This is a genomic window from Serratia sp. CY83965, from assembly GCF_052166375.1.
Lineage (GTDB): Bacteria > Pseudomonadota > Gammaproteobacteria > Enterobacterales > Enterobacteriaceae > Serratia > Serratia marcescens.
On sequence record NZ_JBJNOV010000008.1, the window covers coordinates 136,388 to 163,074 of the forward strand.

General features: G+C 62.2%; 21 protein-coding genes and 1 riboswitch. Of the genes, 16 read left to right on the forward strand and 5 right to left on the reverse strand.

Annotated features, from left to right (window positions below; translation table 11 throughout):
* Position 1 precedes the first annotated feature (1 nt).
* Both leuC and leuD read left to right on the forward strand, forming a co-directional pair.
* Complete coding sequence (gene leuC / locus ACJ8PL_RS15945) at positions 2 to 1,402, forward strand: 3-isopropylmalate dehydratase large subunit (RefSeq protein WP_110146688.1); 1,401 nt, start codon at positions 2 to 4, stop codon at positions 1,400 to 1,402.
* 9 nt (positions 1,403 to 1,411) lie between these two features.
* Positions 1,412 to 2,014: a 3-isopropylmalate dehydratase small subunit gene (gene leuD, locus ACJ8PL_RS15950; RefSeq protein WP_079450079.1), complete on the forward strand. Its 603-nt coding sequence runs from the start codon at positions 1,412 to 1,414 to the stop codon at positions 2,012 to 2,014.
* Between the two features lie 42 nt (positions 2,015 to 2,056).
* On the opposite strand, the gene ACJ8PL_RS15955 is transcribed toward leuD, so the two are convergent.
* The 3 genes from ACJ8PL_RS15955 to sgrT all read right to left on the reverse strand — a co-directional run bounded on the left by ACJ8PL_RS15955 (position 2,057) and on the right by sgrT (position 5,198).
* Positions 2,057 to 3,529, reverse strand: coding sequence for a DASS family sodium-coupled anion symporter (locus tag ACJ8PL_RS15955; RefSeq protein WP_016929102.1), 1,473 nt, complete (start codon positions 3,527 to 3,529; stop codon positions 2,057 to 2,059).
* 144 nt (positions 3,530 to 3,673) lie between these two features.
* A complete protein-coding gene (locus ACJ8PL_RS15960) occupies positions 3,674 to 4,870 on the reverse strand; it encodes a sugar efflux transporter (protein ID WP_110146686.1) in 1,197 nt (398 codons plus the stop codon).
* Positions 4,871 to 5,024: 154 nt separating this feature from the next.
* Positions 5,025 to 5,198 (reverse strand): glucose uptake inhibitor SgrT, encoded by a 174-nt coding sequence (gene sgrT, locus ACJ8PL_RS15965; protein WP_016929104.1) that lies wholly within the window; start codon positions 5,196 to 5,198, stop codon positions 5,025 to 5,027.
* Positions 5,199 to 5,288: 90 nt separating this feature from the next.
* Between sgrT and sgrR the strand changes: the two genes are divergently transcribed.
* The 7 genes from sgrR (at position 5,289) to ilvN (ending at position 12,729) form a co-directional block, all read left to right on the forward strand.
* The gene (gene sgrR / locus ACJ8PL_RS15970; RefSeq protein WP_123867862.1) at positions 5,289 to 6,950 is read left to right on the forward strand and encodes an HTH-type transcriptional regulator SgrR; all 1,662 of its coding nucleotides are present in this window, start codon (positions 5,289 to 5,291) and stop codon (positions 6,948 to 6,950) included.
* A gap of 37 nt (positions 6,951 to 6,987) precedes the next feature.
* Positions 6,988 to 7,106, forward strand: a riboswitch (TPP riboswitch).
* A 57-nt stretch (positions 7,107 to 7,163) separates the two neighbouring features.
* Positions 7,164 to 8,150 (forward strand): thiamine ABC transporter substrate binding subunit, encoded by a 987-nt coding sequence (gene thiB / locus ACJ8PL_RS15975; RefSeq protein ID WP_016929106.1) that lies wholly within the window; start codon positions 7,164 to 7,166, stop codon positions 8,148 to 8,150.
* Positions 8,126 to 9,733: a thiamine/thiamine pyrophosphate ABC transporter permease ThiP gene (gene thiP, locus ACJ8PL_RS15980; RefSeq protein ID WP_079450077.1), complete on the forward strand. Its 1,608-nt coding sequence runs from the start codon at positions 8,126 to 8,128 to the stop codon at positions 9,731 to 9,733. Before thiB ends, thiP begins: the two co-directional genes overlap by 25 nt.
* A complete protein-coding gene (thiQ, locus tag ACJ8PL_RS15985; RefSeq protein ID WP_079450076.1) occupies positions 9,720 to 10,424 on the forward strand; it encodes a thiamine ABC transporter ATP-binding protein ThiQ in 705 nt (234 codons plus the stop codon). The genes thiP and thiQ overlap by 14 nt, the downstream gene beginning before the upstream one ends.
* Before the next feature lie 88 nt (positions 10,425 to 10,512).
* Positions 10,513 to 10,626, forward strand: coding sequence for an ilvB operon leader peptide IvbL (ivbL, locus tag ACJ8PL_RS15990; protein ID WP_154747116.1), 114 nt, complete (start codon positions 10,513 to 10,515; stop codon positions 10,624 to 10,626).
* A 111-nt stretch (positions 10,627 to 10,737) separates the two neighbouring features.
* The gene (gene ilvB, locus ACJ8PL_RS15995) at positions 10,738 to 12,432 is read left to right on the forward strand and encodes an acetolactate synthase large subunit (RefSeq protein WP_028127860.1); all 1,695 of its coding nucleotides are present in this window, start codon (positions 10,738 to 10,740) and stop codon (positions 12,430 to 12,432) included.
* A gap of 3 nt (positions 12,433 to 12,435) precedes the next feature.
* Positions 12,436 to 12,729, forward strand: coding sequence for an acetolactate synthase small subunit (gene ilvN / locus ACJ8PL_RS16000; RefSeq protein WP_016929110.1), 294 nt, complete (start codon positions 12,436 to 12,438; stop codon positions 12,727 to 12,729).
* Between the two features lie 28 nt (positions 12,730 to 12,757).
* Here ilvN and ACJ8PL_RS16005 read toward each other — a convergent pair whose 3' ends face one another.
* A complete protein-coding gene (locus tag ACJ8PL_RS16005; RefSeq protein ID WP_016929111.1) occupies positions 12,758 to 13,528 on the reverse strand; it encodes a DedA family protein in 771 nt (256 codons plus the stop codon).
* Positions 13,529 to 13,743: 215 nt separating this feature from the next.
* On the opposite strand from ACJ8PL_RS16005, the gene ACJ8PL_RS16010 reads away from it, so the two are divergent.
* The 3 genes from ACJ8PL_RS16010 to rluA all read left to right on the forward strand — a co-directional run bounded on the left by ACJ8PL_RS16010 (position 13,744) and on the right by rluA (position 19,972).
* On the forward strand, positions 13,744 to 16,110 hold the full coding sequence (locus ACJ8PL_RS16010; RefSeq protein ID WP_442531274.1) for a DNA polymerase II: 2,367 nt from the start codon (positions 13,744 to 13,746) through the stop codon (positions 16,108 to 16,110).
* Positions 16,111 to 16,357: 247 nt separating this feature from the next.
* A complete protein-coding gene (gene rapA, locus ACJ8PL_RS16015; RefSeq protein ID WP_028127862.1) occupies positions 16,358 to 19,264 on the forward strand; it encodes an RNA polymerase-associated protein RapA in 2,907 nt (968 codons plus the stop codon).
* 57 nt (positions 19,265 to 19,321) lie between these two features.
* A complete protein-coding gene (gene rluA, locus ACJ8PL_RS16020) occupies positions 19,322 to 19,972 on the forward strand; it encodes a bifunctional tRNA pseudouridine(32) synthase/23S rRNA pseudouridine(746) synthase RluA (RefSeq protein ID WP_442531275.1) in 651 nt (216 codons plus the stop codon).
* Between the two features lie 144 nt (positions 19,973 to 20,116).
* Here the strand turns inward: rluA and djlA are convergent, their stop codons facing one another.
* Positions 20,117 to 20,938 (reverse strand): co-chaperone DjlA, encoded by an 822-nt coding sequence (gene djlA, locus ACJ8PL_RS16025; protein WP_015376627.1) that lies wholly within the window; start codon positions 20,936 to 20,938, stop codon positions 20,117 to 20,119.
* Between the two features lie 228 nt (positions 20,939 to 21,166).
* Between djlA and lptD the strand changes: the two genes are divergently transcribed.
* From lptD to rsmA, 4 genes are all read left to right on the forward strand, one after another.
* Positions 21,167 to 23,527 (forward strand): LPS assembly protein LptD, encoded by a 2,361-nt coding sequence (gene lptD / locus ACJ8PL_RS16030; RefSeq protein WP_442531276.1) that lies wholly within the window; start codon positions 21,167 to 21,169, stop codon positions 23,525 to 23,527.
* 65 nt (positions 23,528 to 23,592) lie between these two features.
* Positions 23,593 to 24,894 (forward strand): peptidylprolyl isomerase SurA, encoded by a 1,302-nt coding sequence (surA, locus tag ACJ8PL_RS16035; RefSeq protein ID WP_033631769.1) that lies wholly within the window; start codon positions 23,593 to 23,595, stop codon positions 24,892 to 24,894.
* Entirely contained in the window at positions 24,881 to 25,873 is a 993-nt protein-coding gene (gene pdxA, locus ACJ8PL_RS16040) for a 4-hydroxythreonine-4-phosphate dehydrogenase PdxA (RefSeq protein ID WP_317006267.1), read from the forward strand. The genes surA and pdxA overlap by 14 nt, the downstream gene beginning before the upstream one ends.
* Positions 25,866 to 26,684, forward strand: a complete 819-nt coding sequence (rsmA, locus tag ACJ8PL_RS16045) for a 16S rRNA (adenine(1518)-N(6)/adenine(1519)-N(6))-dimethyltransferase RsmA (protein WP_016929118.1) — start codon at positions 25,866 to 25,868, stop codon at positions 26,682 to 26,684. The genes pdxA and rsmA overlap by 8 nt, the downstream gene beginning before the upstream one ends.
* Positions 26,685 to 26,687 lie beyond the last annotated feature (3 nt).

The window sequence follows — 26,687 nt, forward strand, 5'->3', positions numbered from 1 at the left end:
CATGGCCAAGACCTTATACCAGAAGCTGTACGACGCCCACGTGGTGCACGAAGCGCCGAACGAAACGCCGTTGCTGTATATCGACCGTCACCTGGTGCACGAAGTCACCTCGCCGCAGGCGTTCGACGGCCTGCGCGCCATGGGCCGCAAGGTGCGCCAGCCCGGCAAAACCTTCGCCACCATGGATCACAACGTGTCGACCCAAACCAAAGACATCAACGCCAGCGGCGAAATGGCGCGCATCCAGATGCAGGAGTTGATCAAGAACTGCGCGGAATTCGGCGTTTCGCTGTATGACCTGAATCACCCGTTCCAGGGCATCGTGCACGTGATCGGGCCTGAGCAAGGCATGACGCTGCCGGGCATGACCATCGTCTGCGGCGACTCGCACACCGCCACCCACGGCGCTTTCGGCTCGTTGGCGTTCGGCATCGGCACTTCCGAAGTGGAACACGTGCTGGCGACCCAGACCCTGAAACAGGGCCGCGCCAAGACCATGAAGATTGAAGTCACCGGCGACGCCGCCGAGGGCATCACCGCCAAAGACATCGTGCTGGCGGTGATCGGCAAAACCGGCAGCGCCGGCGGCACCGGCCACGTGGTGGAGTTCTGCGGCAAGGCGATCGAAGCGTTGAGCATGGAAGGCCGCATGACCCTGTGCAACATGGCGATCGAAATGGGCGCCAAGGCCGGGCTGGTCGCACCGGATGACACCACCTTCGCCTATCTGAAGGGGCGTCAGTTTGCGCCAACCGGCGAAAACTGGGAGCAGGCGGTCACCTATTGGCGCACGCTGAAGTCCGACGCCGACGCCCAGTTCGATACCGTGGTGACGCTGCGCGCCGAAGAGATCGCGCCGCAGATCACCTGGGGCACCAATCCCGGCCAAGTGATCGCCGTCAATCAGGCGATCCCGGCGCCGGAATCGTTCAGCGATCCGGTCGAGCGCGCCTCCGCCGAGAAAGCGCTGGCCTACATGGATTTGAAGCCGGGCATCAAATTGACCGACGTGCCGATCGACAAAGTGTTCATCGGCTCCTGCACCAACTCACGCATCGAAGATCTGCGCGCGGCGGCGGCTATCGCCAAAGGGCGCAAGGTCGCCAGCGGCGTGCAGGCCATCGTGGTGCCGGGATCCGGCCCGGTGAAGGCCCAGGCGGAAGCCGAAGGGTTGGACAAAATCTTTATCGAAGCCGGTTTCGAATGGCGTTTGCCGGGTTGCTCAATGTGTCTGGCGATGAACAACGACCGTCTGAATCCGGGCGAGCGCTGCGCGTCCACCAGCAACCGTAACTTCGAAGGGCGTCAGGGCCGCGGCGGGCGCACCCACCTGGTCAGCCCGGCGATGGCCGCCGCGGCCGCCGTCGCCGGTCACTTCGCCGACATCCGTGATATTCACTAAGGGGCTAACGTGGCTAAATTTACTCAACATACCGGCTTAGTGGTGCCTTTGGATGCGGCCAACGTCGACACCGACGCCATTATTCCCAAGCAGTTTTTACAGAAGGTCACCCGCACCGGTTTCGGCCAGCACCTGTTCAACGACTGGCGCTTCCTCGACGACGCCGGCCAGCAACCGAACCCGGCGTTCGTGCTGAACAAACCGCGCTATAAAGGCGCCAGCATCCTGTTGGCGCGCGAAAACTTCGGCTGCGGCTCTTCGCGCGAACACGCCCCCTGGGCGCTGACCGACTACGGGTTCAAAGTGGTGATCGCGCCGAGCTTCGCCGACATCTTCTACGGCAACTCGTTCAACAATCAGCTGTTGCCGGTGACGCTGAGCGAGCAGCAGGTGGACGAGCTGTTCAAACTGGTGGACGCCAACGAGGGGACGGAGTTCGTGGTGGATCTGGAGAACCAGACGGTCAACGCCGGCGGCAAAAACTATCCGTTCGAAATCGACAGCTTCCGCCGCCACTGCATGATCAACGGGCTGGACAGCATCGGCCTGACGCTGCAGCACGAAGCGGACATCTCCCGCTACGAAGCGCAGCAGCCGGCGTTTCTGAATTAATCCCCTTCACTTCACCCGCCGCCCGGCGGGTGAATTCTTTCCTCACCAGTAGCCCAGCAGCTTCCACCATGCCCCGCCGATCAGCATCCAGATCAGTAGGTTAACCACGCTCATCACCCATCCCGCTTTCCACCACTCCCCCAGCGTCACATAGCCGGAGCCAAAGACGATCGGCGCGGTGCCGGTGCCGTAATGGGTCAGCGACATCATCAGCGAAGAAGAGAACGCCAGGATCAGGCCCAGCAACGCCGGCGGCGCCCCGAGCGCGATGCCGGCGGCGAAGAAGGCGGCGAACATCGCCGTCACGTGCGCGGTGGTGCTGGCGAAGAAATAGTGTGAATACAAATAGATGAGGGTCAGCAAGATCGTACCGCCCACCCAGCTCATGCCCATACGGTCGATGCCGTTGCCGACGGTTTGCGACAGCCAGCCGATCAGCCCCAGCTTGCCGAGGAAGCTGGCCATCATCACCAGCGCCGAGAACCACACCACGGTGTCCCAGGCCCCTTTATGCTTCAGCACATCCTCCCAGCTCAGCACCCCGGTAGCCAGCAGCACCGCCAGGCCGATCAGCGCCGCGGTGGTGGGATTGACCGCCAGCGCCGGGCCGAAAATCATCGCCGGAATGCCGGCCCACAGCACCAACAGCAGCGCGAACACCCCGAGAGTAATTTTCTCCGGCAGCGTCACCGGCCCCAGCGTCTGCAGTTTTTCGCGCGCAAAGCGCGGCGCGTCCGGCGTGCTTTTCACCTCCGGCGGATACAGCAGGTAGATGACCAGCGGCATCACGAGCAGCGAACACAGCCCCGGCACCAGGGCGGCAATCGCCCACATCGACCAGGACAGTTCGAAGCTGCCGTGGGTGCCTTTGGCGATCAGGCTCACGATCAACGGGTTAGGCGCGGTGGCGGTGATAAACATCGCCGAGGTGATCGGGTTGATGTTGTAGTTCACCAGCGACAGGTAGCGGCCGATCTTGCCGGAGGTATTGAGCTCGGGTTTGGAACCGAAGCTGTCGGCGATCGACTTCATGATCGGGTGAATGATGCCGCCGCCGCGCGCGGTGTTGCTCGGCGTCACCGGCGCCAGCGTGGTTTCCGCCAGCGTCAGCGCGTAAGCGATGCCCAGCGTCTTCTTGCCGAACAGCGAAATAAAGTAATAGCCAATGCGCGCGCCCAGCCCGGTTTTGTTCAGGCTGAGGGAAATCATGATCGAAAAGCCGATCAGCCAGATCAGCTGGTTGGAGAAACCGCTGAGCGCATCGTCCAGCGCGGCGCCCGGCTTGCCCGGATTGGTGACGCCGGTCACCGCCACCAGAGCGATGGCGATCACCGAAACCGCGCCGATCGGCATCGCCTTGCCGATGATGGCGATGATGGTGCCGATAAACAGCGCCAGCAGTTGCCAGGCGTTGGGCGCAACGCCCTCCGGCACGGGAATGAGGAACCAGATAATCAGCGTGGCGCCAAGGGCGCACAGGGAAGGAAGCGGTTTGAGCGGTGTGAGTTTATCCATAACGTTCCCACTGTTCTAAACGACAGGGCGGCATCTCAATAGCGAGATGGGCGTGGGCGCAGCGATCGCGCGCCATATGCCTTCAGCTTGAGCGTCCGGCTTAGCCTTCTCAATGACTTGCATCAAGAATGCCGTCGTTTAACCTCACACTTCACGCACTTTGGCGCTCATCCCGAGCGCCGCCAGCGCCAGCAGCGCCGCCATCCAATACACCGAACCATGACCGAAATTCTCCACCAGCACGCCCTGCAGCACCCCGGCCAGGATCACCCCGGTAGAGATGCTGTTGGTGAACAGCGTGGTGGCGGCGCCCGGCCGGCCCGGCATCAAATCCTGAAAATAGAGCATGCCGATACCGGCGACGATGCCGATAAACACCGCGTTAAGCAGTTGCAGCGCGATCAGGGCCGGCTTGGTCGCCAACACCGTCAGCCCGAGATAAAACAGCACGCCCGCCGCCACCGCCAGCAGCATCATGTTGCGCTTGCCGAAGCGTTTGACGTAATAACCGGCCAGCAGCATTGCCGGGATTTCCAACCCGGCGGCAGTGCCCATCAGCACCCCGGCCAGCCCTTCCGGCAACCCGAGATCGGCGGTGATATACAGCGGCATATCGATGATATACAAGGTATTGCAGGTCCACATCAGCATCGAAGCGATGAACAGCAGCCGCACATCGCGATTGCGCCAGGCGCTGGCGGGCGCGATCGGCGCAGACATCCCGCCCTGCAGCCCCCCATTCTCCGCCGCACGCGGCACCGAAGGCAGCATAAATCCCACCAGCAGCACGCAAACCGCGAAGGTGGCGGCGGCGATCAGGAACATCACGGTGAACCCGTAGTTCAGCGCCAGCGCAAACGACAGCGGCGGGCCGATCACCCACGCCAGCGAAAGCTGGGCGCGCATCACCGAGCTGAACATCACCACTTCACGCGCCTCGCTGTCGGCGTATTCCCGCGCCAACGCGAAAATCTGCGGCATGGCGGTGTTGGCAACGGCGGACATCAGCACCCCGGCGGTGATCAGCGTCAGGTAGTCGCGGTTAAAGGCGAACAGCAGGCAGTTGCCGACCGCCATCAGGCAGCACAGCAGGATCAACCTGCGCCGATCGCCGCGGGTGTCGGAACGTTTGGCCAGCAGGAAGCTGACCACGATGCCGGCCACCGCGTTGGCGGTGTAAAACAGCCCGACCCACAGCGGCCGCACTTTGACTTCGGTGGTCAGAAACAGACTGAGCGTCGGCGTCAGCAACGCGCCGGCGATGCCGGAGAGAAAAGCGATCAGCAGGAAGGCGGCGAAGATGGGGTTAATGCGCAGTGACAAGCGGCTCAGGCGTTGCATATCGTCTTCCCTGACCTCAAAGCAGAAGAAAGAACCTTAGGCCACGGCGAGGAAAAAGCAAGCGCATCGCCATGACCGCGCATAAAAAAACCAGTGGGTCGCCCCACTGGCTGGTGAAACAGCACCATTACTCAGAAACTTGTTGCCGCAGCCCCTACAGGTGCTCGCGATACTGCTTATCGGTCATCTCTTTAATGTCCCATTGCGTCAGGTGCGCCAGCATCGCCAGCCGTGCCTGTTCGGGCACCAGGCTCAGCCAGTCGGCGCGCTGGCGGCGCACCGCGCGGAAATAGCGCTGATAGAACGGTTTGGATAAGAAAGCTTTCATGATTACGTCCTCCCCTTTCATTGATGAAAATTATCGGCGTAATATAGGGAAAGAAAAATTGACGAGTTGAAGCGGGAGCGTTCCTCTTTTATGTCCACGTCCAGATTGCAGCAGCAGTTCATCCGCCTGTGGCAGCGCTGCCACGGTGAAACCACCGACACCACGCTGCAGGATCTGGCAGAGGTGCTCAGTTGCTCGCGGCGCCACGTGCGTTCCCTGCTGAGCGCCATGCAGCGGGAAGGCTGGCTCACCTGGCAGGCGGAGTCGGGGCGCGGCAAGCGTTCACGGCTAACCTTCCACTACACCGGCCTGGCGCTGCAGCAACAGCGGGCCGAGGAGTTGCTGGAACAGGATCGCATCGATCAGCTGGTGCAACTGGTGGGCGACAAAAACGTGGTGCGCCAGATGCTGCTGTCGCAGCTGGGGCGCAGCTTCCGCCAGGGGAAGCACATCCTGCGGGTGCTCTACTACCGGCAGTTGTACAACCTGCTGCCCGGCTCGGCGCTGCGGCGTTCGGAAACCCATCTGGCGCGCCAGATCTTCAACGGCCTGACGCGCATAAATGAGGAAAACGGGGAACTGGAGTCCGATCTGTCCCACCATTGGCAGGCGCTGACGCCCTTGCATTGGCGGTTTTACCTGCGCCCGGCGATCCATTTTCATCACGGCCGCGAGCTGGAGATGGCGGACGTCATCACTTCCCTCTCGCGTCTGACCTCGCAACCGCTGTTCTCGCATATCGAGAGCGTCACCTCGCCGACGCCGTTCGTTATCGACGTGCATCTGCACAGCCCCGACCACTGGCTGCCCTGGCTGCTGGGCAGCGTGCAGGCCATGATCCTGCCGCGTGAATGGCGCGAACTGCCGGATTTCGCCCGCCATCCGGTCGGTACCGGCCCCTACCGCGTGGTGCGCAATCTTCCCAGCCAGATGAAGATCCACGCCTTCGACGACTATTTCGGCTACCGGGCGCTGATCGACGAGGTGAACATCTGGGTGCTGCCGGAGTTCTCCGAAGAGCTGGTGCACTCCGGCGTGCAGCTGCAGGGCGATGAAACCGGCAAAAACGAACTGGAAAGCCGACTGGAAGAGGGCTGTTATTTCTTGCTGTTCGATCAGCGCTCCCCGCTGGCCGCCGACCCCGCCATTCGCAGCTGGCTGTGCGAATTGATCAACCCCATTTCGCTGCTGAGCCGCGCCGGGCCGCTCTACCAGCGCTACTGGTCGCCGGCGTACGGCCTGCTGCCCCGCTGGCACCACAACCGCGCTCTGGCGCAGCAGCCCAAACCGGCGGGGTTGACCGAACTGACGATGACCCACTTCAATGAGCATTCGGAGTTTCACGCCATTCGCCAGGCGATTGAACCGCTGCTGGCGCAGCACGGCATCCGCCTGATCGTGCAAAGCGTGGATTACGCCACCTGGCACCAGGGCGACGCGCGCAGCGATCTGTGGCTCGGCAGCGCCAACTTCTATCTGCCGCTGGAGTTTTCGCTGTTCGCCACGCTGTACGAACTGCCGCTGATGCAGCACTGCATGAACGAAGATCTGGCGCAGGACGCGGCGCTGTGGCGCGCCAACCGCTTGCCGCTGGCGGAGTTCTGCCAGCGTCTGGTCAGCAACCACCAGCTGCATCCGCTGTTCCACCACTGGCTGCAGCTGCACGGCCAGCGCAGCATGCGCGGCGTGCGGATGAACACCCTCGGCTGGTTCGACTTCAAGTCCGCCTGGTTTGCCCCGCCGGAGACATAAGCGCCTTTCGCCCAAGTCGGTTAATCTTTACAATAGCGCCGTCTCAACGGGGTGCGGAGAGCCGGGCCGCCTAATAAGCCCGATTTTCCGCTGAGAGCACACCCGTCGAACCTGATCCGGTCAATACCGGCGGAGGGATTTGAGCCCAGCGAACCGGCGACGCCGCCTCGCCCCCTCAGATGCCCTTGCCCCCTTATTTTTCAGGAGTGCAACGTGGTCAAAAAATATCTGCCCTGCTTATTGCTGCTGTGCGCCGCGCCGGCGTTCGCCAAGCCGACGCTGACGGTTTACACCTACGATTCCTTCGCCGCCGACTGGGGCCCTGGCCCGGCGGTGAAAAAAGCCTTCGAAGCCGAATGCGGCTGTGAACTGAAGTTCGTCGCGCTGGAAGACGGCGTCTCGCTGCTGAACCGCCTGCGCATGGAAGGCAAAAACAGCGCCGCCGACGTGGTGCTGGGGCTGGACAACAACCTGCTGCAGGCGGCGCAGCAAACCGGCCTGTTCGCGCCGAGCGGCGTCGACACCGCCAAGCTGACGGTGCCGGGCGGCTGGCAGGACGCGACCTTCGTGCCTTACGACTACGGGTACTTCGCCTTCGTCTACAACAAAGAAAAACTGAAGAACCCGCCGAAAAGCCTGCAGGAGCTGGTCAGCGGCGACCGCAACTGGAAAGTGATCTACGAAGATCCGCGCACCAGCACGCCGGGGCTCGGCCTGCTGCTGTGGATGCAAAAAGTGTATGCCGACAAGGCGCCGGCCGCCTGGCAGCAGCTGGCGAAGAAGACCGTCACCGTCACCAAAGGCTGGAGCGAGGCCTACGGCCTGTTCCTGAAAGGCGAAGGCGACCTGGTGCTCAGCTACACCACGTCTCCGGCCTATCACCTGATCGAAGAGAAAAAAGACCTTTACGCCGCCGCCACGTTCAGCGAAGGCCACTACCTGCAGGTGGAAGTGGCGGGCAAGCTGAAAGCCGCCAAACAGCCTGAGCTGGCCGAGCGCTTCATGCAGTTCATGGTGACGCCGGCATTCCAGAACACCATCCCGACCGGCAACTGGATGTACCCGGTGATCAACACCCCGCTGCCCGTCGGTTTTGAGCAGATGAACGTGCCGCAGACCGCGCTGCAATACAGCGCCGAAGAGGTGGCCAAACAACGCGGCGGTTGGATCCGGGCATGGCAAACCGCCGTCAGCCGCTGATCCCCCGCTGGCTCTGGCCGGGGCTGCTGGCCGCCGGCGTGATCCTGCTGGTCGCCGCACTGGCGATGGGCTCACTGTGGCATCACGCGCCGGACAGCGACTGGCGCGGCCTGTGGCAGGACAGTTACCTGTGGCACGTGGTGCGCTTCACCTTCTGGCAGGCGCTGTTGTCGGCGCTGATTTCGGTGCTGCCCGCCGTTCTGCTGGCGCGTGCGCTCTATCGCCGCCGTTTCCCCGGCCGGCAGCTGCTGCTGCGGCTGTGCGCCATGACGCTGGTGCTGCCGGTGCTGGTGGCGGTGTTCGGCCTGCTCAGCGTCTATGGGCGCCAGGGCTGGCTGGCGACGCTGTGCGGCTGGCTGGGCGTCGAGTATGGCTTCTCGCCCTACGGGCTGCAGGGCATTCTACTGGCGCACCTGTTCTTTAACCTGCCGCTGGCCACCCGCCTGTTGCTGCAGGCGCTGGAGAACATTCCGGTGGAGCAGCGCCAGCTGGCCGCCCAACTGGGTATGAACGGCTGGCAGCAGTTCCGTTTCGTCGAATGGCCGGCGCTGCGTCGCCAGATCCTGCCGAGCGGCGCGCTGATCTTCATGCTGTGCTTCGCCAGCTTCGCCACCGTGCTGTCACTGGGCGGCGGGCCGCAGGCCACCACCATCGAACTGGCGATCTACCAGGCGCTGAGTTACGACTACGATCTGGGGCGTGCCGCCATGCTGGCGCTGATCCAACTGGGCTGTTGTCTCGGGCTGGTGTTGATCAGTCAGCGCCTGAGCCAGGCATTGCCGGTGGGGCATACCCACGCCCAGCGCTGGCGCAATCCGGAAGACAGCCTGTGGCGGCGCATCAGCGATTTTCTGCTGATCGCCGCCGCCCTGCTGCTGCTGCTGCCGCCTCTGCTGGCGGTGATCGCCGACGGCGCCAATCAGGCCATTGTCAGCGTGCTGCGCCAGCCGGTGCTGTGGCAGGCGCTGTTCACGTCGCTGCGCATCGCCCTCGGCGCCGGGCTACTGTGCGTGGCGCTCACGATGATGCTGCTGTGGAGCAGCCGCGAGCTGAAACTGCGGCAGCAGCTGCACGGCGGCCAGGCGCTGGAGCTGAGCGGCATGGTGATCCTGGCGATGCCGGGCATCGTGCTGGCCACCGGCTTCTTCCTGCTGCTGAGCGATACAATTGGGTTACCGCAGTCGCCCTATGCGCTGGTGATCCTCACCAATGCGCTGATGGCGGTGCCCTACGCGCTAAAGGTGTTGGAGAACCCGATGCGCGACCTCGCCGAACGTTACAATCCGCTGTGCCTGTCGCTGGATATCCGCGGCTGGCAACGGCTGCGGCTGATTGAGCTGCGCGCCCTGCGCCGCCCGCTGGCGCAGGCGCTGGCCTTCGCCTGCGTGCTGTCGATCGGCGACTTCGGCGTGGTCGCCTTGTTTGGCAACGAGCATTTCCGTACCCTGCCTTTTTACCTGTATCAGCAGATTGGCGCCTACCGCAGCAACGACGGGGCGGTGACCGCGCTGCTGTTGCTGCTGCTGTGCTTCCTGTTGTTTACCCTGATTGAACGCTTACCGGGCCGCCATGCTGACGCTTGAAAAACTGACCTACCTGTATGAACACCTACCGATGCGCTTTGATCTGCGCATCCAGCCGGGCGAGCGCGTCGCGGTGCTCGGCCCCAGCGGCGCCGGTAAAAGCACCTTGCTGAGCCTGATCGCCGGTTTTCTGCCGGCGGCCAGCGGCCGGCTGCTGCTGAACGGCGAAGACCACACCGCCACCCCGCCGGCCAAGCGGCCGGTGTCGATGCTGTTTCAGGAGAACAACCTGTTCGCGCACCTGACGGTGGCGCAGAACATCGGGCTGGGGTTGGATCCCGGTCTGCGCTTGACTGAACAACAGCGCCAACAGCGGGAGCACATCGCCCGTCAGGTCGGTCTGGAAGAGCACCTGGAGCGCCTGCCGTCGCAACTTTCCGGCGGCCAGCGTCAGCGCGCCGCGCTGGCGCGCTGTTTGATTCGCCAACGGCCGATCCTGTTGCTCGACGAACCCTTCTCGGCGCTCGATCCGGCGCTGCGCAACGAGATGCTGCAGCTGCTGCAAACGGTATGCGAACAGCGCAACCTGACGCTGCTGATGGTGTCGCACAACCTCGACGACGCCGCACGCATCGCGCCGCGCACGCTGCTGGTGGTCGACGGCCGCATCTATTACGACGGCACGACGCAGGCCCTGATGGACGGCAGCGCGCCCGAAGCGCGCGTGCTGGGCATTTCGGGCAAAGCGTGATCTGACGCGCGTTTTTTATGCTGCGCCAATAAACCTGTTGTGCGAATTTTGCGCCTGTGTTTTTATAAAAACCTGACTTTTTTTACTGATGATAAGGTTCCCTGTGATCGCATCCTCGCTGACTTCGACCCTACTAGTTACCGCGCTACCAGCCGCGGTGGTCGTCGTGCGTGTGGTGGTGGTCGTCGGCAATGCGCCGTAGGGTCCGAATCAACGCATCGATTCCCAAACCCCGCCGGCGCAAACCGGGCGGGGTTTCTTGTTTTAGCACCCTGCCCAGCAAAGCTCACCGGCCTTGAGAAAGGACAGGAACATGGCAACTTCGGGCACGCCTCAACCGAGTACCCGCTTCACCGGCGCACAATTGATCGTTCATCTGCTGGAGCGTCAGGGCATCACCACCGTCGCCGGCATTCCCGGCGGCGCCGCGCTGCCGCTGTATGACGCGCTGAGCCAAAGCACCCGCATTCACCACGTGCTGGCGCGCCACGAACAGGGCGCGGGCTTTATGGCGCAAGGCATGGCGCGCGCCAACGGCAAGGCGGCGGTGTGCATCGCCTCCAGCGGGCCGGGCGCCACCAACCTGGTCACCGCCATCGCCGACGCCAAGCTCGACTCCATTCCGCTGGTGTGCATCACCGGTCAGGTGCCCTCCTCGATGATCGGCACCGACGCCTTCCAGGAAGTGGATACCTACGGCATTTCCATCCCGATCACCAAGCACAACCATCTGGTGCGCGATATCCGTGAACTGCCGCAGGTGATTGGCGACGCCTTCCGTATCGCCGAGTCCGGCCGCCCCGGACCGGTCTGGATCGATGTGCCGAAAGACGTGCAAACCGCCACCATCACGCTGGAAGAGCTGCCGCCGATCGCCGTGCCGGACGCCGCTCCAAGCTTCGATCCGGCGCTGGTTTCGCAAGCGGCCGCGATGATCAATCAGGCGAAACGCCCGATCCTCTACCTGGGCGGCGGCATCATCTGCGCCGACGCCCACCGGCAAGCGGTGGAACTGGCCGAACGCGCCGGTCTGCCCACCACCATGACGCTGATGGCGCTGGGCGCGATGCCGGTGGAACACCCGCTGTCGCTGGGCATGCTGGGCATGCACGCGGCGCGCAGCACCAACTTCATTCTGCAGGAAGCCGATCTGCTGATCGTGCTGGGCGCGCGCTTCGACGATCGGGCGATCGGCAAAACCGAGCAGTTCTGCCCTAACGCCGCCATCATTCATGTGGATATCGACCGCGCCGAGCTGGGCAAGGTCAAACAGGCCAACGTGGCGATCCATGCCGACGTCGGCCAGGTGCTGCGCCAGTTGCTGCCGCAGATCGACACGCAGCCGCGCAGCGCATGGCTGAACACCGTCAATGACCTGAAACGCGAATTCCCGTTCAACATGCCGAACGCCGACGATCCGCTGAGCCATTACGGCCTGGTGCTGGCCGCCGCGCGCTGTGTGGACGACAGCGCCATCATCACCACCGACGTAGGCCAGCATCAGATGTGGGTGGCGCAAGCCTATCCGCTGAGCCGGCCGCGCCAGTGGCTGACGTCGGGCGGTCTGGGCACCATGGGCTTCGGTCTGCCGGCGGCTATCGGCGCAGCGCTGGCGGAGCCCGAGCGCAAAGTGCTGTGCTTCTCCGGCGACGGCAGCCTGATGATGAACATTCAGGAAATGGCCACCGCGGTCGAGCACAATCTGGACGTGAAAATCATTTTGATGAACAACCAGGCGCTGGGGCTGGTGCACCAGCAGCAAACCCTGTTCTACCAGCAGCGCATCTTCGCCGCCGCCTACCCGAAGCGCACCGACTTCCTGAAGATCGCCGCCGGATTCGGGCTGGATACCTGCGATCTGAACGCCGCGGAAGATCCGCAGGCGGCGCTGGCCGAGGCGATCCAACGCCCGGGCCCCTGCCTGATCCACGCGCTGATCGATATCAACGAAAAAGTATTTCCGATGGTGCCGCCGGGCGCCGCCAACATCGACATGATTGGAGAATAAGCCATGCTGCAACCACAAGATAAACCCCAAGTGATCCTGGAGCTGGCAGTGCGTAACCATCCCGGCGTGATGTCGCACGTTTGCGGGCTGTTCGCCCGCCGCGCGTTCAACGTCGAAGGCATTCTGTGTCTGCCGCTAAAGGACGGCCAGCAGAGCCGCATTTGGCTATTGGTCGCCGACGATCAGCGGCTGGAGCAAATGATCAGCCAGGTGGAAAAGCTGGAAGACGTGCTGCAGGTGAAGCGCCACAGCGAAGACGTGCGGGTATTTGAACAGCTGGAAGCGTTCTTCCAATAAGGCGAACGGGGGCTTTCGCCCCCTTTGGTCATTGACCCGACAACACCTGCCACAGCAGGTGGCGATACACCGGCATCAGCGGCTGCTGACTCAGCGCATAACCGACCGCCAGCGCCGCCAGCCAACTCAATCCGCAAACCACGCGCAGCCGCAGCGGCGTCAGCCAACGGCTCAGTCGATCGGCGTTGCGCTTACCCTCACGCCACCAACGCCAGCTCAACCATACCGCCAGCCAGACCAGCAGCGCCGCCGCGAGCAGCAGCCACTTGAACATCGCGCTGTCGGCGCCGGCGGGAATATCGATCGCCACGCCCGCCAGAATGCCGGGGAAGAAATAAACCGGCGGCCAGGTCAGGCAACCGATGATGTTCGGCAGCGCGAACTTGTACGGCGGCAAATCGAGCATGCCGGCCACCATTGGCACCAGCGGGCGCGTCGGGCCGACGAAGCGGCCGATCAGAATGGTCGCCATGCTGTGCTGGTGCAAGGCATGCTCGGTTTTGTCGAGCAGCGCCTTGTTCTTCTTCAGGAATGACCAACGGTGTAAAGGCCCCTTGAACGCGCGGCCGACGAAATAAGAGATCCAGTCGCCGAGCAGACAGCCGACGATGCCCGCCGCCCAGGCGTAGTAAAAGTCCACCTTGCCGCTGCCGATCAGCGCGCCGATGCTGGCCATCATCACCGTGCCGGGCAGCAACAGCCCCACCAGCGCCAGCGACTCCAGAAAAGCGACCAGCAGGACGACCATCAGGGTGAAAGCCAGTGACTGGGTGATCAAATCTTGTAAATAGGCTTCCATTACACCTCTGCGGATTATTCGGGCCAAACGGGGCGGAGGATTTTCCAGCGCCGCCGCTGACGAGTCAATCGATGAATTGTATGCGTATTTGGCAACGCCGCGCGGCGATGGACAATTACTGTATAAAAACCCATACTATAATTTATCTATATTAGCGCCAAAACCGACATCACGCTGAACGTCGCGCACGCCGCCCGGTGGAAAACGAAGGGGTTATGACTGCACTGCAACAGGGTTTCCTGCTCACTCGCCACTGGCGCGACACGCCAGCCGGCACCGAGGTCGAATTTTGGCTGGCGACCGACGCAGGCCCGCGTCAGCTGCGTCTGCCGCCGCAGACCTCGGTGGCGTTTATCCCCGCCGAACAAAGGCAGCGCGCGGAACTGCTGCTGCGGGAAGAGCGGCAAGTCGAACTAAAACCGCTGGCGCTGACGGATTTTCATCACCGCCCGATGCTGGGGCTATACTGCCGCCAGCACCGTCAGCTCATCAAGCTGGAAAAACTGCTGCGGGAAGGCGGCGTTACGGTCTACGAGGCCGACATTCGCCCGCCGGAGCGCTACCTGATGGAACGCTTCATCACCGCGCCGGTATGGTTCAACGGCAGCCCCGACGGCGGCGGCCCGTTGCTCAACGGCCAGATGAAGCCGGCGCCGGAGTACCGTCCAACGCTAAAACTGGTGTCGCTGGATATCGAAACCACCGCCCACGGCGAACTTTACTCTATCGCGCTGGAGGGCTGCGGCCAGCGTCAGGTCTATATGCTGGGGCCGGCCAACGGCGGCGATGCGCCGCTGGATTTCGATCTGGAGTACTGCGCCAGCCGCCCTCAGCTGCTGGAGCGGTTGAACGTCTGGCTGGAGCGGCACGATCCCGACGCCATCATCGGCTGGAACCTGGTGCAGTTCGATCTGCGAGTGCTGCAGAAGCACGCCGAGCGCTACCAAATCCCGCTGCGGCTGGGACGTGGCGGCAACCTGCTGGAGTGGCGCGAGCATGGCTTCAAGCAGAATCACTTTTTCGCCGCCGCCGCCGGCCGCCTGATCATCGACGGCATCGAGGCGCTGAAATCCGCCACCTGGAATTTTCCCTCCTTCAGCCTGGAGTACGTTTCGCAGGAACTGCTGGGCGAAGGCAAGGCGATCGACAATCCTTATCAACGCATGGCGGAGATCGACCGGCGCTTCGCCGAAGACAAGCCGGCGCTGGCACGCTACAACCTGAAGGACTGTGAACTGGTGACGCGCATCTTCGCCAAGGCCGATCTGCTCAACTTCCTGCTGGAGCGCGCCACCGTCACCGGGCTGGCGGCCGATCGCAGCGGCGGATCGGTGGCGGCCTTCAGCCACCTCTATATGCCGCGCATGCATCGCCTTGGCTTTGTCGCCCCCAACCTCGGCGAACAGCCGGAAGAGCACAGCCCCGGCGGCTTCGTGATGGATTCCCGGCCCGGCCTGTACGACTCGGTGCTGGTGCTGGACTATAAAAGCCTGTACCCGTCGATCATCCGCACCTTCTTGATCGATCCGGTCGGATTGGTGGAGGGCATGCGCCACCCAAGCGACGCCAACTCGGTGCCCGGCTTTCGCAACGCCCGCTTCTCGCGCAGCAAACACTGCCTGCCGGCGATCGTCGAGCAGATCTGGCAAGGGCGCGAGGCCGCCAAACGCCAGCACAACAAGCCGCTGTCGCAGGCGCTGAAGATCATCATGAACGCGCTGTACGGCGTGCTGGGATCGAGCGGCTGCCGCTTCTTCGATCCGCGGCTGGCGTCGTCGATCACCCTGCGCGGCCACGAGATCATGCGCCAAACCCGCGAGCTGATCGAAGCCGAAGGCTATCAGGTGATTTACGGCGACACCGACTCCACCTTCGTCTGGCTGAAACAGCCGCATGACGAGCAACAGGCGGCGCAGATCGGCCGGGCGCTGGTGCAGCGGGTCAACGCCTGGTGGCAACAGCATCTGCAGCAGCAGTTCGGGCTGGAGAACGCGCTGGAGCTGGAGTTCGAAACCCACTATTCCCGCTTCCTGATGCCGACCATTCGCGGTGCCGAGCAGGGCAGCAAGAAACGCTACGCCGGCCTGATCGCGCGCGCCGACGGCCAGGAAGAGATGGTGTACAAAGGCCTGGAAACGGTGCGCACCGACTGGACGCCGCTGGCGCAGCAGTTCCAGCAGCAGCTCTATCAGCGCATCTTCAAACAACAGCCCTACCAGGACTATGTGCGCGACTACGTCGGCAAAACCCTGAACGGCGACTTCGACGATCAATTGGTATACCGCAAACGGCTGCGCAGAAAGCTCGATGACTATCAGCGCAACGTGCCGCCGCACGCCCGCGCCGCGCGCATCGCCGACGACTACAACCGCAGTCAGGGGCGGCCGCTGCAGTATCAGAACGGCGGCTGGATCAGCTACGTGATGACCGTAGCCGGGCCGGAACCGCTGGAAACCCGCCATTCGCCCATCGATTATCAGCATTACCTTGAACGCCAGCTGCAACCGGTGGCAGACGCTATACTCCCTTTCTTGCACGACGACTTCACCACGCTGGTCACCGGGCAGATGGGGCTGTTTTGAGATTGTGCCAGGTTAAGAAAAATCATCCGGTTTTGCAGGTGACGAACGCGCCGCCTTCCATTACCATAGCGCCCTTCCCAAAACTGAACCACGCTTAGCCCTGCCGTCTCGCGACGTCTGCATGGCGTGAACGGCTATTGCCCGCCAAATTTAAAACAAACCGGGATTAGCAGACGTTCAGTACAGGTGCCGCGGCCCTTCCCGCCCGGTAACAAGACTTACTTACAAAGAATCGAGCCGACAATATATGCCTTTTACTCTTGGTCAACGCTGGATCAGCGACACGGAAAGCGAATTAGGACTGGGCACCGTCGTGGCGCTGGACGCGCGCATGATTACCCTGCTTTTCCCCGCCACCGGTGAAAACCGCCTCTATGCCAGAAACGATTCGCCGATCACCCGCGTGATGTTCAACCCGGGCGATACCGTCAGCAGCCACGAGGGGTGGCAGCTGCAGGTGGAAGAGGTGAAAGAGGAAAACGGTCTGTTGACCTATATCGGCACCCGCCTGGATACCCAGGAAAGCGGCGTGGCGATGCGCGAAGTGCTGCTGGACAGCAAACTGACCTTCAGCAAGCCGCAGGATCGCCTGTTCGCCGGCCAAATCGACCGCATGGATCGTTTCGCGCTGCGTTTTCGCGCCCGCAAATACCAGAGCGAGCAGTATCGCCTGCCGTTCGCCGGCCTGCGTGGCATGCGCGCCAGCCTGATCCCGCACCAGCTGCACATCGCTCATGAAGTCGGCCAGCGCCATGCGCCGCGCGTTCTGCTGGCGGACGAAGTCGGCCTCGGCAAAACCATCGAAGCCGGCATGATCATCCACCAGCAACTGCTGGCGGGCCGCGCCGAGCGCGTGCTGATCGTGGTGCCGGAAACGCTGCAGCACCAGTGGCTGGTAGAGATGATGCGCCGCTTCAACCTCTATTTCTCGCTGTTCGACGACAGCCGCTACGCCGAAGCCAAGCTCGACAGCAGCAACCCGTTCGAGACCGAACAGCTGGTGATCTGCTCGCTGGACTTCGTGCGCCGCAACAAGCAGCGCCTGGAAGAGCTGGCGGACGCCCAGTGGGATCTGCTGGTGGTCGATGAAGCGCACCACCTGGCCTGGAGCGAAGAAGCGCCGAGCCGCGAATATCAGGTGATCGAACAGCTGGCCGAGCATATCCCCGGCGTGCTGCTGCTGACCGCCACCCCGGAACAGCTGGGTCAACAGAGCCACTTTGCGCGCCTGCGCCTGCTCGATCCGAACCGTTTCCACGACTACGGCGAGTTCGTCGCCGAACAGCAGAAATACCGTCCGGTGGCCGACGCCGTCACCCTGCTGCTGAGCGGTGAACGCCTGGCCGACGACAAGCTTAACCTGCTGGGCGAGCTGATCGACGAACAGGACATCGAACCGCTGCTCAAGGCCGCCAACAGCGAAGGCGACAACGCCGAGCAGGCGCGCCAGGAGCTGGTGGCCATGCTGATGGATCGCCACGGCACCAGCCGCGTGCTGTTCCGCAACACCCGTAACGGCGTGAAGGGCTTCCCGCACCGCAACCTGCACCAGATCAAGCTGCCGTTGCCAACCCAATATCAGACCGCGATCAAAGTGTCCGGCATCATGGGCGCCAAGAAATCCGTCGAAGCGCGCGCGCGCGACATGCTGTATCCGGAGCAGATCTACCAGGAATTCGAAGGCGAAAACGCCACCTGGTGGAACTTCGACCCGCGCGTCGAATGGTTGCTGGATTACCTGCTGGCCAACCGCAACGAAAAGGTGCTGGTGATCTGCGCCAAGGCCGATACTGCGCTGCAGTTGGAGCAGGTGCTGCGCGAGCGTGAAGCGATCCGCGCCGCGGTGTTCCACGAAGGGCTGTCGATCATCGAGCGCGACCGCGCCGCCGCCTACTTCGCCTCCGAAGAGGAAGGCGCGCAGGTGCTGCTGTGTTCCGAAATCGGTTCCGAAGGCCGCAACTTCCAGTTCGCCAGCCAACTGGTGATGTTCGATCTGCCGTTCAACCCGGATCTGCTGGAACAGCGCATCGGCCGTCTGGACCGTATCGGCCAGATGCACGATATCCAAATCATGGTGCCTTACCTGGAGCACACCGCACAGGCGGTGCTGGGCCGCTGGTTCCACGAAGGGCTCGACGCCTTCGAACACACCTGCCCGACCGGCCGCACCATCTACGACAGCTGCTACGAGCAGTTGATCGGCTATCTGGCCGCGCCGACCGAGCAGGAAGGCCTGGACGAATTCATCCACGCCTGCCGCCAGCAGCATGACCAGTTGAAAGCGCAGCTGGAACAAGGCCGCGACCGTCTGCTGGAGATGCACTCCAACGGCGGCGACAAGGCCCAGGCGCTGGCCGCCGCCATCGCCGAGCAAGATAACGACGTCAACCTGGTGGGCTTCGCGCTCAACCTGTTCGACATCGTCGGCATCAATCAGGAAGACCGCAGCGACAACCTGATCGTGCTGACGCCGTCCGACCATATGTTGGTGCCGGACTTCCCGGGCCTGCCGCAGGACGGCTGCACCGTCACCTTCGATCGCGATCGGGCGCTGTCACGTGAAGACGCGCAGTTCGTCAGCTGGGAACACCCGATCATCCGCAACGGCCTGGATCTGATCCTGTCCGGCGATACCGGCAGCTGCGCGGTGTCCCTGTTGAAAAACAAAGCGTTGCCGGTCGGCACCCTGCTGGTTGAGCTGGTGTACGTGGTGGAAGCCCAGGCGCCGAAACACCTGCAGCTGACCCGCTTCCTGCCGCCGACGCCGATCCGCATGCTGATGGATCGCAAGGGCACCAACCTGGCGGCGCAGGTCGAGTTCGAAAGCTTCAACCGTCAGTTGAACGCGGTCAACCGCCACACCTCCAGCAAGCTGGTCAACGCCGTGCAGCAAGACGTGCACGCCATGCTGCAGCAGGCGGAAAGCCTGGTGGAAGCGCAGGCGCGCACGCTGATCGAACAGGCGAAGCAAGAAGCGGACGACAAGCTGAGCGCCGAGCTGGCGCGTCTGGAAGCGCTGAAGGCGGTCAACCCGAACATCCGCGACGACGAAGTCGAAGCGCTGGAGTTCAACCGCCGTCAGGTGCTGGCCAACCTCAATGAAGCCGGCTGGCGCCTGGACGCCATTCGTCTGGTGGTGGTCACCCACCAGTAACCGGCGCGACATGGGGAGGCAACCGTCTCCCCGTTCGGCCCTTTTCGCGGAGCCAAGATGGAACTCTACAATCCCCCGCAGGACCCGCTGCACATCCTGTATCAGGATGAACACATCATGGTGGTCAACAAGCCCAGCGGCTTGCTGTCGGTGCCCGGCCGCGCGCCGGAGAACAAAGACAGCCTGATGACCCGCATTCAGGCCGATCATCCGGCCGCCGAATCGGTGCACCGGCTGGACATGGCCACCAGCGGGGTGATCGTGGTGGCGCTCAACAAGGCCGCCGAACGTGAGCTGAAGCGTCAATTCCGCGAACGCGAGCCGAAGAAATCCTATATCGCCCGCGTTTGGGGGCATATGGAACATGACGAAGGACTGGTGGATTTGCCGCTGATCTGCGATTGGCCGAACCGGCCGCTGCAAAAGGTGTGTTTTGACACCGGCAAAGCGGCGCAAACGGAATATCAGGTGCTGTCGCGCGACGCCGACGGCAGCACGCGCGTGAAGCTGACGCCGATCACCGGTCGCTCGCATCAGCTGCGGGTGCACATGCTGGCGCTGGGGCATCCGATCCTCGGCGACGGTTTCTACGCCCCACCGGAGGCTAAGGCGATGGCGCCACGGCTACAGCTGCATGCGCAAGAGCTGCGCATCACCCACCCCGCCTTCCAGACGCCGATGCACTTTCGCGCCGAGCCGGATTTCTGAGCCCACCGCTCAGGGATACCCTAAATAATTCGAGTTGCAGGAAGGCGGCAACCAAGCGCAGCCCCGGGAGCGTACAAAAAGTACGTGACCGGGGGTAAGCGCGGGCAGCCAATACACCTGCGGCTCGAAGTATGACGGGTATCGTTATTTGAAGCCTTTCTCGCGTTTGATCAGGTCGTACGCCGCCTGGATCTCCTGCGCTTTCTGCTTGGCCATTTCCATCATCTGCGGCGGCAAGCCCTTCGCCACCAGCTTATCCGGATGGTGTTCGCTCATCAGCTTGCGGTAGGCGCGTTTGATGGTGGCGGCATCGTCGCTGCTGCGCACGCCGAGCACCTTGCAGGCATCGTCGAGCGTCGGGCCGCGCTGAGCCTGCTGATAGCCGCCCTGCGAATACCCGCCCTGCTGACCGCCGCCGAACTGACGCCCGCCCTCCATCATGCTGAGGAACTGATCGAACTGCGCGCGCGAAATGCCCAGCTCTTCGGCGATGACGTACAGCACCTGACGTTCGTTCGGGTGCAGCGAGCCGTCGGCGAACGCCGCCTGGATCTGAATTTCCAGAAACATCCGAATCAGATCGAAGCGGCCGAAACAGATGCTGCGGAACTGCTGCAGCGTCTCACGCAGCGGGAACTGGCTCTGTTTGCCCTCGCGGAACGCCTGCTGCGCCGCGGTGCGCGCTTCGCCGTGCAGCTGCAGGCGATCCATGAACAGGCTGGCGATCTGGATATCCGCCTCGGTAACGCGTCCCTTGGATTTGGTCAGGTGGCCCATCACCTGAAAAGTGGTGCGGAAAAACAGCGTTTGCCGCGTTTGCTGGTCGGTGAAAAACCCCCGGCTGCGCTTGTTGCTGCGCGCCGTATCGATCATATGACCGATAATCAGCCCCAGAACTACACCCCAGAATCCCGCGCCAGACCAGATGGCGACGATGACGCCGAGCAGTTTTCCCCAATACTGCATATACTCCTCAATTATCATGCCGAAAGCCGCCCGCTCTCCTTCGCTTCAGGAAAGGGCGCAGGCGATTTTTCCTAGAATTTGGATTATCATACCTGTCATTTATCTTTGCGCCTAACGACGACGCAAGTAAACGGCTGGATTTAGCACTAGCGCAACGCAGATGAGTAATATAGTCTCTGACCGTTTGCCGGACACGACGCCTCTGATGACGGAACACCAAAACCGCGTATGAAAAAAAGTTTCCCAACACTGCTGGCCACGATGATTTGGACGGCACTCTACAGTCAGCATGCGCTGGCTGATCTGGCCGAGCAATGCATGCTTGGCGTTCCCGTTTACGACAAGCCTTTGGTCAGCGGCGATCCGAACAGCCAGCCGGTGACCATCAATGCCGATGACTCGCGCGCTGACTACCCCAAAAGCGCCCTGTTCAGCGGCAACGTGCATATCGAGCAGGGCAACAGCACCCTGACCGCCAAAGAAGTCGAGCTGAACCAGACGGAAAACCCTGGCCAGACGGAACCGGTGCGCACCGTCACCGCCACCGGCGACGTGCACTACAGCGACAATCAGATCAAACTGAAAGGCCCGAAGGCCTGGTCGAACCTGAATACCAAAGATACCGACGTCTATGAAGGCGACTACCAGATGGTCGGCCGTCAGGGGCGCGGCGACGCCGACAAGATGAAAATGCGCGGCGCCAACCGTTACACCATCCTGGAAAACGGCACCTTTACCTCCTGTCTGCCGGGCGACGACAGCTGGAGCGTGGTCGGTTCCGAAGTGATCCACGATCGCGAAGAGCAGGTGGCGGAAATATGGAACGCCCGCTTCCGCATCGGCGGCGTGCCGGTGTTCTACAGCCCGTACCTGCAGCTGCCGGTCGGCGACAAGCGCCGTTCCGGTTTCCTGATCCCCAACGCCAAGTACGGCAGCAACAACGGCTTCGAGTTCATGTTGCCGTACTACTGGAACATCGCACCGAACTACGATGCCACCATCACGCCACACTATATGTCCAAGCGCGGCCTGCAGTGGCAGACCGAGTTCCGCTATCTGGTGCAGCCGGGCCTCGGCCTGATGGAGTTCGACTGGCTGCCGGACGACAAGGAATACGGCAAAGATCATGAGGACAGCAAACGCTGGCTGTTCTACTGGAACCACAACGGCGTCATGGATCAGGTGTGGCGCTTCAACGTCGACTACACCAAGGTCAGCGATTCCAAATACTTCACCGATCTGGACTCCAAGTACGGTTCCACTACAGACGGCTACGCCACGCAGAAATTCAGCCTCGGCTACGCCAACGAAAACTGGAACGCCACGCTGAGCTCCAAGCAGTTCCAGATTTACGACGATACCGATCGTTCACAGTCGGAGTCGTATAAAGTCCAGCCGCAGCTGGATCTGAACTATTACAAGAACGACCTCGGTCCGTTCGACTTCCATATTTACGGCCAGGCGGCCAAGTTCACCAGCGTCAACCCGTACAGCCCGGACGCCACCCGTCTGCATATGGAGCCGACGCTGAGTCTGCCGCTCACCAACGGCTGGGCCAGCCTGAACACCGAAGCCAAAGTGATGGCGACCCACTACCAGCAGGATATTCCTGACGGTTTCGCCGCCAACTACCAGAGCCGCAAAGGCGTCGCTGCGCCGGATCTTGATGACTCGATCAACCGCGTACTGCCTCAATTCAAGGTCGACGGCAAGCTGGTGTTCGAGCGGCCGATGATCTGGGCCGAAGGCGCCACCCAGACGCTGGAGCCGCGCGTGCAGTACCTGTACGTGCCGTACCGCGACCAGAGCAACATCTACACCTACGACACCACGCTGCTGCAGACCGACTACTCCGGCCTGTTCCGCGACCGCACCTACAGCGGCCTGGATCGCATCGCTTCGCAGAACCGCGTATCCACCGGTTTGACCACGCGCATTTATGATGACGCGCTGGTGGAACGTTTTAACGCTTCCGTGGGTCAAATCTACTACTTCAGCCGTTCGCGCACCGGCGATCAGGTGACGGGATACGACAACAACGACGATACCGGCAGCGTGGCCTGGGCCGGCGATACCTATTGGAAAATCGACGATCGTTGGGGCCTGCGCGGCGGCCTGCAGTACGACACCCGCCTGAACAGCGTCTCGCTGGGCAACGGCGTGGTGGAATACCGCCAGGACGCCGAGCGCGTGGTGCAGCTGAACTACCGTTACGCCACACCGGAATACATCCAGACAGCGTTGAACACCAAAACGATTCCGGCCTTCCAGGACGGCATCTCGCAGGTGGGCATCACCGGCAGCTGGCCGATCGCCGATCGTTGGGCGGTCGTCGGGGCGTACTACTACGACACCCGCGCCAAACAATCCGCCGATCAGCTGGTGGGGCTGAAGTATAACACCTGCTGCTGGGCGGTGACCCTGGGCTATGAGCGCAAGATCACCGACTGGAACAACAGCAACAATACCAGCGTTTACGACAACAGAGTTTCGTTCAACGTCGAACTGCGCGGCCTGAGCAGCGATCATAGTCTCGGCTCCGCGGAAATGATGCGCTCCGGCATTCTGCCGTATCAGCGCGCATTCTGACGCTTTGCAACACTTTGAAAACGAGAACTTTCACCCGCATTTGCGGATTACATAATGGGAAATGTATGAAGAACTGGAGAACGCTTATTCTCGGATTGGTGGTTTGCGCCAATGCCGCGTTCGCAGCACCCCAAGAAGTGGATAAAGTCGCCGCCGTCGTGGATAACGGCGTGGTACTCGAAAGCGACGTCAACGGTCTGTTGCAGTCAGTCAAGCTCAACGCCCAGCAGGCCGGCCAACAGTTGCCGGACGACAAGACGCTGCGCCATCAGATCATCGAACGGCTGATCATGGATAATATCCAGCTGCAGATGGCCAAGAAAATGGGCATCACCGTGTCCGACGCTGAGCTGGACAAAGCGATCGCCAACATCGCCGCGCAGAACCGCATGAGCGTCGATCAGCTGCGCAGCCGCCTGTCGTACGAAGGGTTGAACTACAACACCTACCGTTCGCAGATCCGCAAAGAGATGCTGATTTCCGAAGTGCGTAATAACGAAGTGCGCCGCCGCGTCACCATCCTGCCGCAGGAAGTGGACGCGCTGGCCAAACAGGTGGGCGCGCAGAACGGCAGCGACACCGAAATGAACATCAGCCACATCCTGATCCCGCTGCCGGAAAACCCGTCGCAGCAGCAGGTCGATAAAGCCGAAGAGCTGGCCAAACGCCTGGTGGGTGAGATCAACAGCGGCGCCGACTTCGGCAAGCTGGCGATCACCTACTCCGCCGATTCTCAGGCGCTGAAAGGCGGCAACATGGGCTGGGGCAAGCTGCAAGAGATCCCGACCCTGTTCGCTGAACGTCTGGTGAGCGCCAAGAAAGGCGACGTCGTCGGCCCAATCCGTTCCGGCGTCGGCTTCCACATCCTGAAAGTGAACGACATCCGCGGCGCGAGCCAGTCGGTGTCGGTCACCGAAGTGCACGCCCGTCACATCCTGCTGAAGCCTTCGGTGGTGCTGACTGACGATCAGGCGCGCGCCAAGCTGCAATCCGTTGCGGAAGCGATCAAGAGCGGCCGCGCCAAATTCGCCGACGAAGCCAAACAGCTGTCGCAGGATCCGGGTTCCGCCATGCAGGGCGGCGATCTGGGCTGGGCCTCCCCGGACATCTACGATCCGGCCTTCCGCGATGCGTTGCTGAAGCTGAGCAAAGGTGAAATCAGCGCGCCGGTGCACTCTTCCTTCGGTTGGCACCTGATTCAGCTGCTGGATACCCGTCAGGTGGATAAAACCGACGCCGCGCAGAAAGATCGCGCTTACCGCATGCTGTTCAACCGTAAGTTCGCCGAAGAGGCGCAGACCTGGATGCAGGAACAGCGCGCCCAGGCTTACGTGAAGATCCTCGATGGCAGCGATGCACAGCAATAAACGCGTTGTCATTACCCCCGGCGAACCCGCCGGGGTGGGGCCGGATTTGGTAGCCGCCCTGGCGCAACAGGATTGGCCTGTTGAGCTGGTGGTGTGCGCCGATCCGGCCCTGCTGCTTGAACGCGCCAAGCGTTTGGGCCTACCGCTGACGCTGCGCGACTACCAACCGCAGCAACCGGCCGAGGCGCAACGCGCCGGCACGCTGACCGTGCTGCCGGTGTCGCTCGCTCAGCCGGTCACCGCCGGTGAACTGAACGTAGGCAACAGCGCCTACGTGGTGGAAACCCTGGCGCGCGCCTGCGACGGTTGCCTGAACGGCGAGTTTTCCGCCCTGATCACCGGCCCGGTGAACAAAGGCGTGATCAACGACGCCGGCGTGCCGTTTATCGGCCATACCGAATTCTTTGCCGATCGCAGCCGCTGCAATCGCGTGGTGATGATGCTCGCGACCGAAGAGCTGCGCGTGGCGCTGGCGACCACCCACCTGCCGCTGCTGGCGGTGCCGGGCGCCATCACACAGCAGAGCCTGTTCGAAGTCATTCGCATTCTCGACCACGATCTGAAAACCAAATTTGGCATCGCCCAGCCGCACATTTACGTCTGCGGTCTGAATCCCCACGCCGGGGAAGGCGGCCATATGGGGCGCGAAGAGATAGACACCATCATCCCGGCGCTCGACGCGCTGCGCGCTGACGGTATCCATCTGATCGGCCCGCTGCCGGCGGACACCCTGTTCCAGCCCAAATATCTGCAAGATGCCGATGCGGTGCTGGCGATGTATCACGATCAGGGGCTGCCGGTGCTAAAATACCAAGGGTTCGGCCGCGCGGTGAATATCACCCTCGGTTTGCCTTTCATACGCACCTCGGTCGACCACGGTACCGCTCTGGAACTGGCCGGCACCGGCACCGCCGATGTCGGCAGTTTCCAAACGGCCCTGAATCTCGCCATTAAAATGATAATTAATTGTAATGAATAACAGAGTCCACCAAGGGCACTTTGCCCGCAAACGCTTTGGACAAAACTTTTTAACCGATCAGTTTGTCATCGATAGCATTGTCTCCGCCATTCACCCGCAACCGGGCGAAGCGGTGGTCGAGATCGGCCCCGGCCTCGGCGCCTTGACCGAGCCGGTCGGCGCACGCATGGACCGCATGACGGTGATCGAACTGGACCGCGATCTGGCCACCCGGTTGGAGAACCACCCGCGGTTGAAAGACAAGCTGACCATCCACCAGCAGGACGCCATGACGGTGAATTTCGCCGAACTGGCCGAGGAAGCTGGCCAACCGCTGCGCGTATTTGGTAACCTGCCGTACAATATTTCGACGCCGCTGATGTTCCACCTTTTCAGCTATACTCAGGCAATCCGCGACATGCACTTTATGTTGCAAAAAGAGGTGGTCAACCGTCTGGTGGCCGGCCCAAACAGCAAGGCCTACGGGCGTTTGACCGTGATGGCGCAGTACTACTGCAACGTCATTCCGGTGCTGGAAGTGCCGCCGACCGCGTTCGCGCCGCCGCCGAAGGTCGATTCCGCCGTGGTGCGTCTGGTGCCGCACAGCGTGCTGCCGAACCCGGTGGGCGACGTGCGCATGCTGAGCCGCATCACCACGCAGGCGTTCAACCAACGGCGGAAAACCATCCGCAACAGCCTGGGCGACCTGTTCACGCCGGAACAGCTGATGGAACTGGGCGTCGATCCTTCGCTCAGAGCAGAGAATATTTCTGTGGCGCAGTACTGCAAGCTGGCCAACTGGCTGTCAGCCAATCCGGCGCCGCAGCAATAAGGA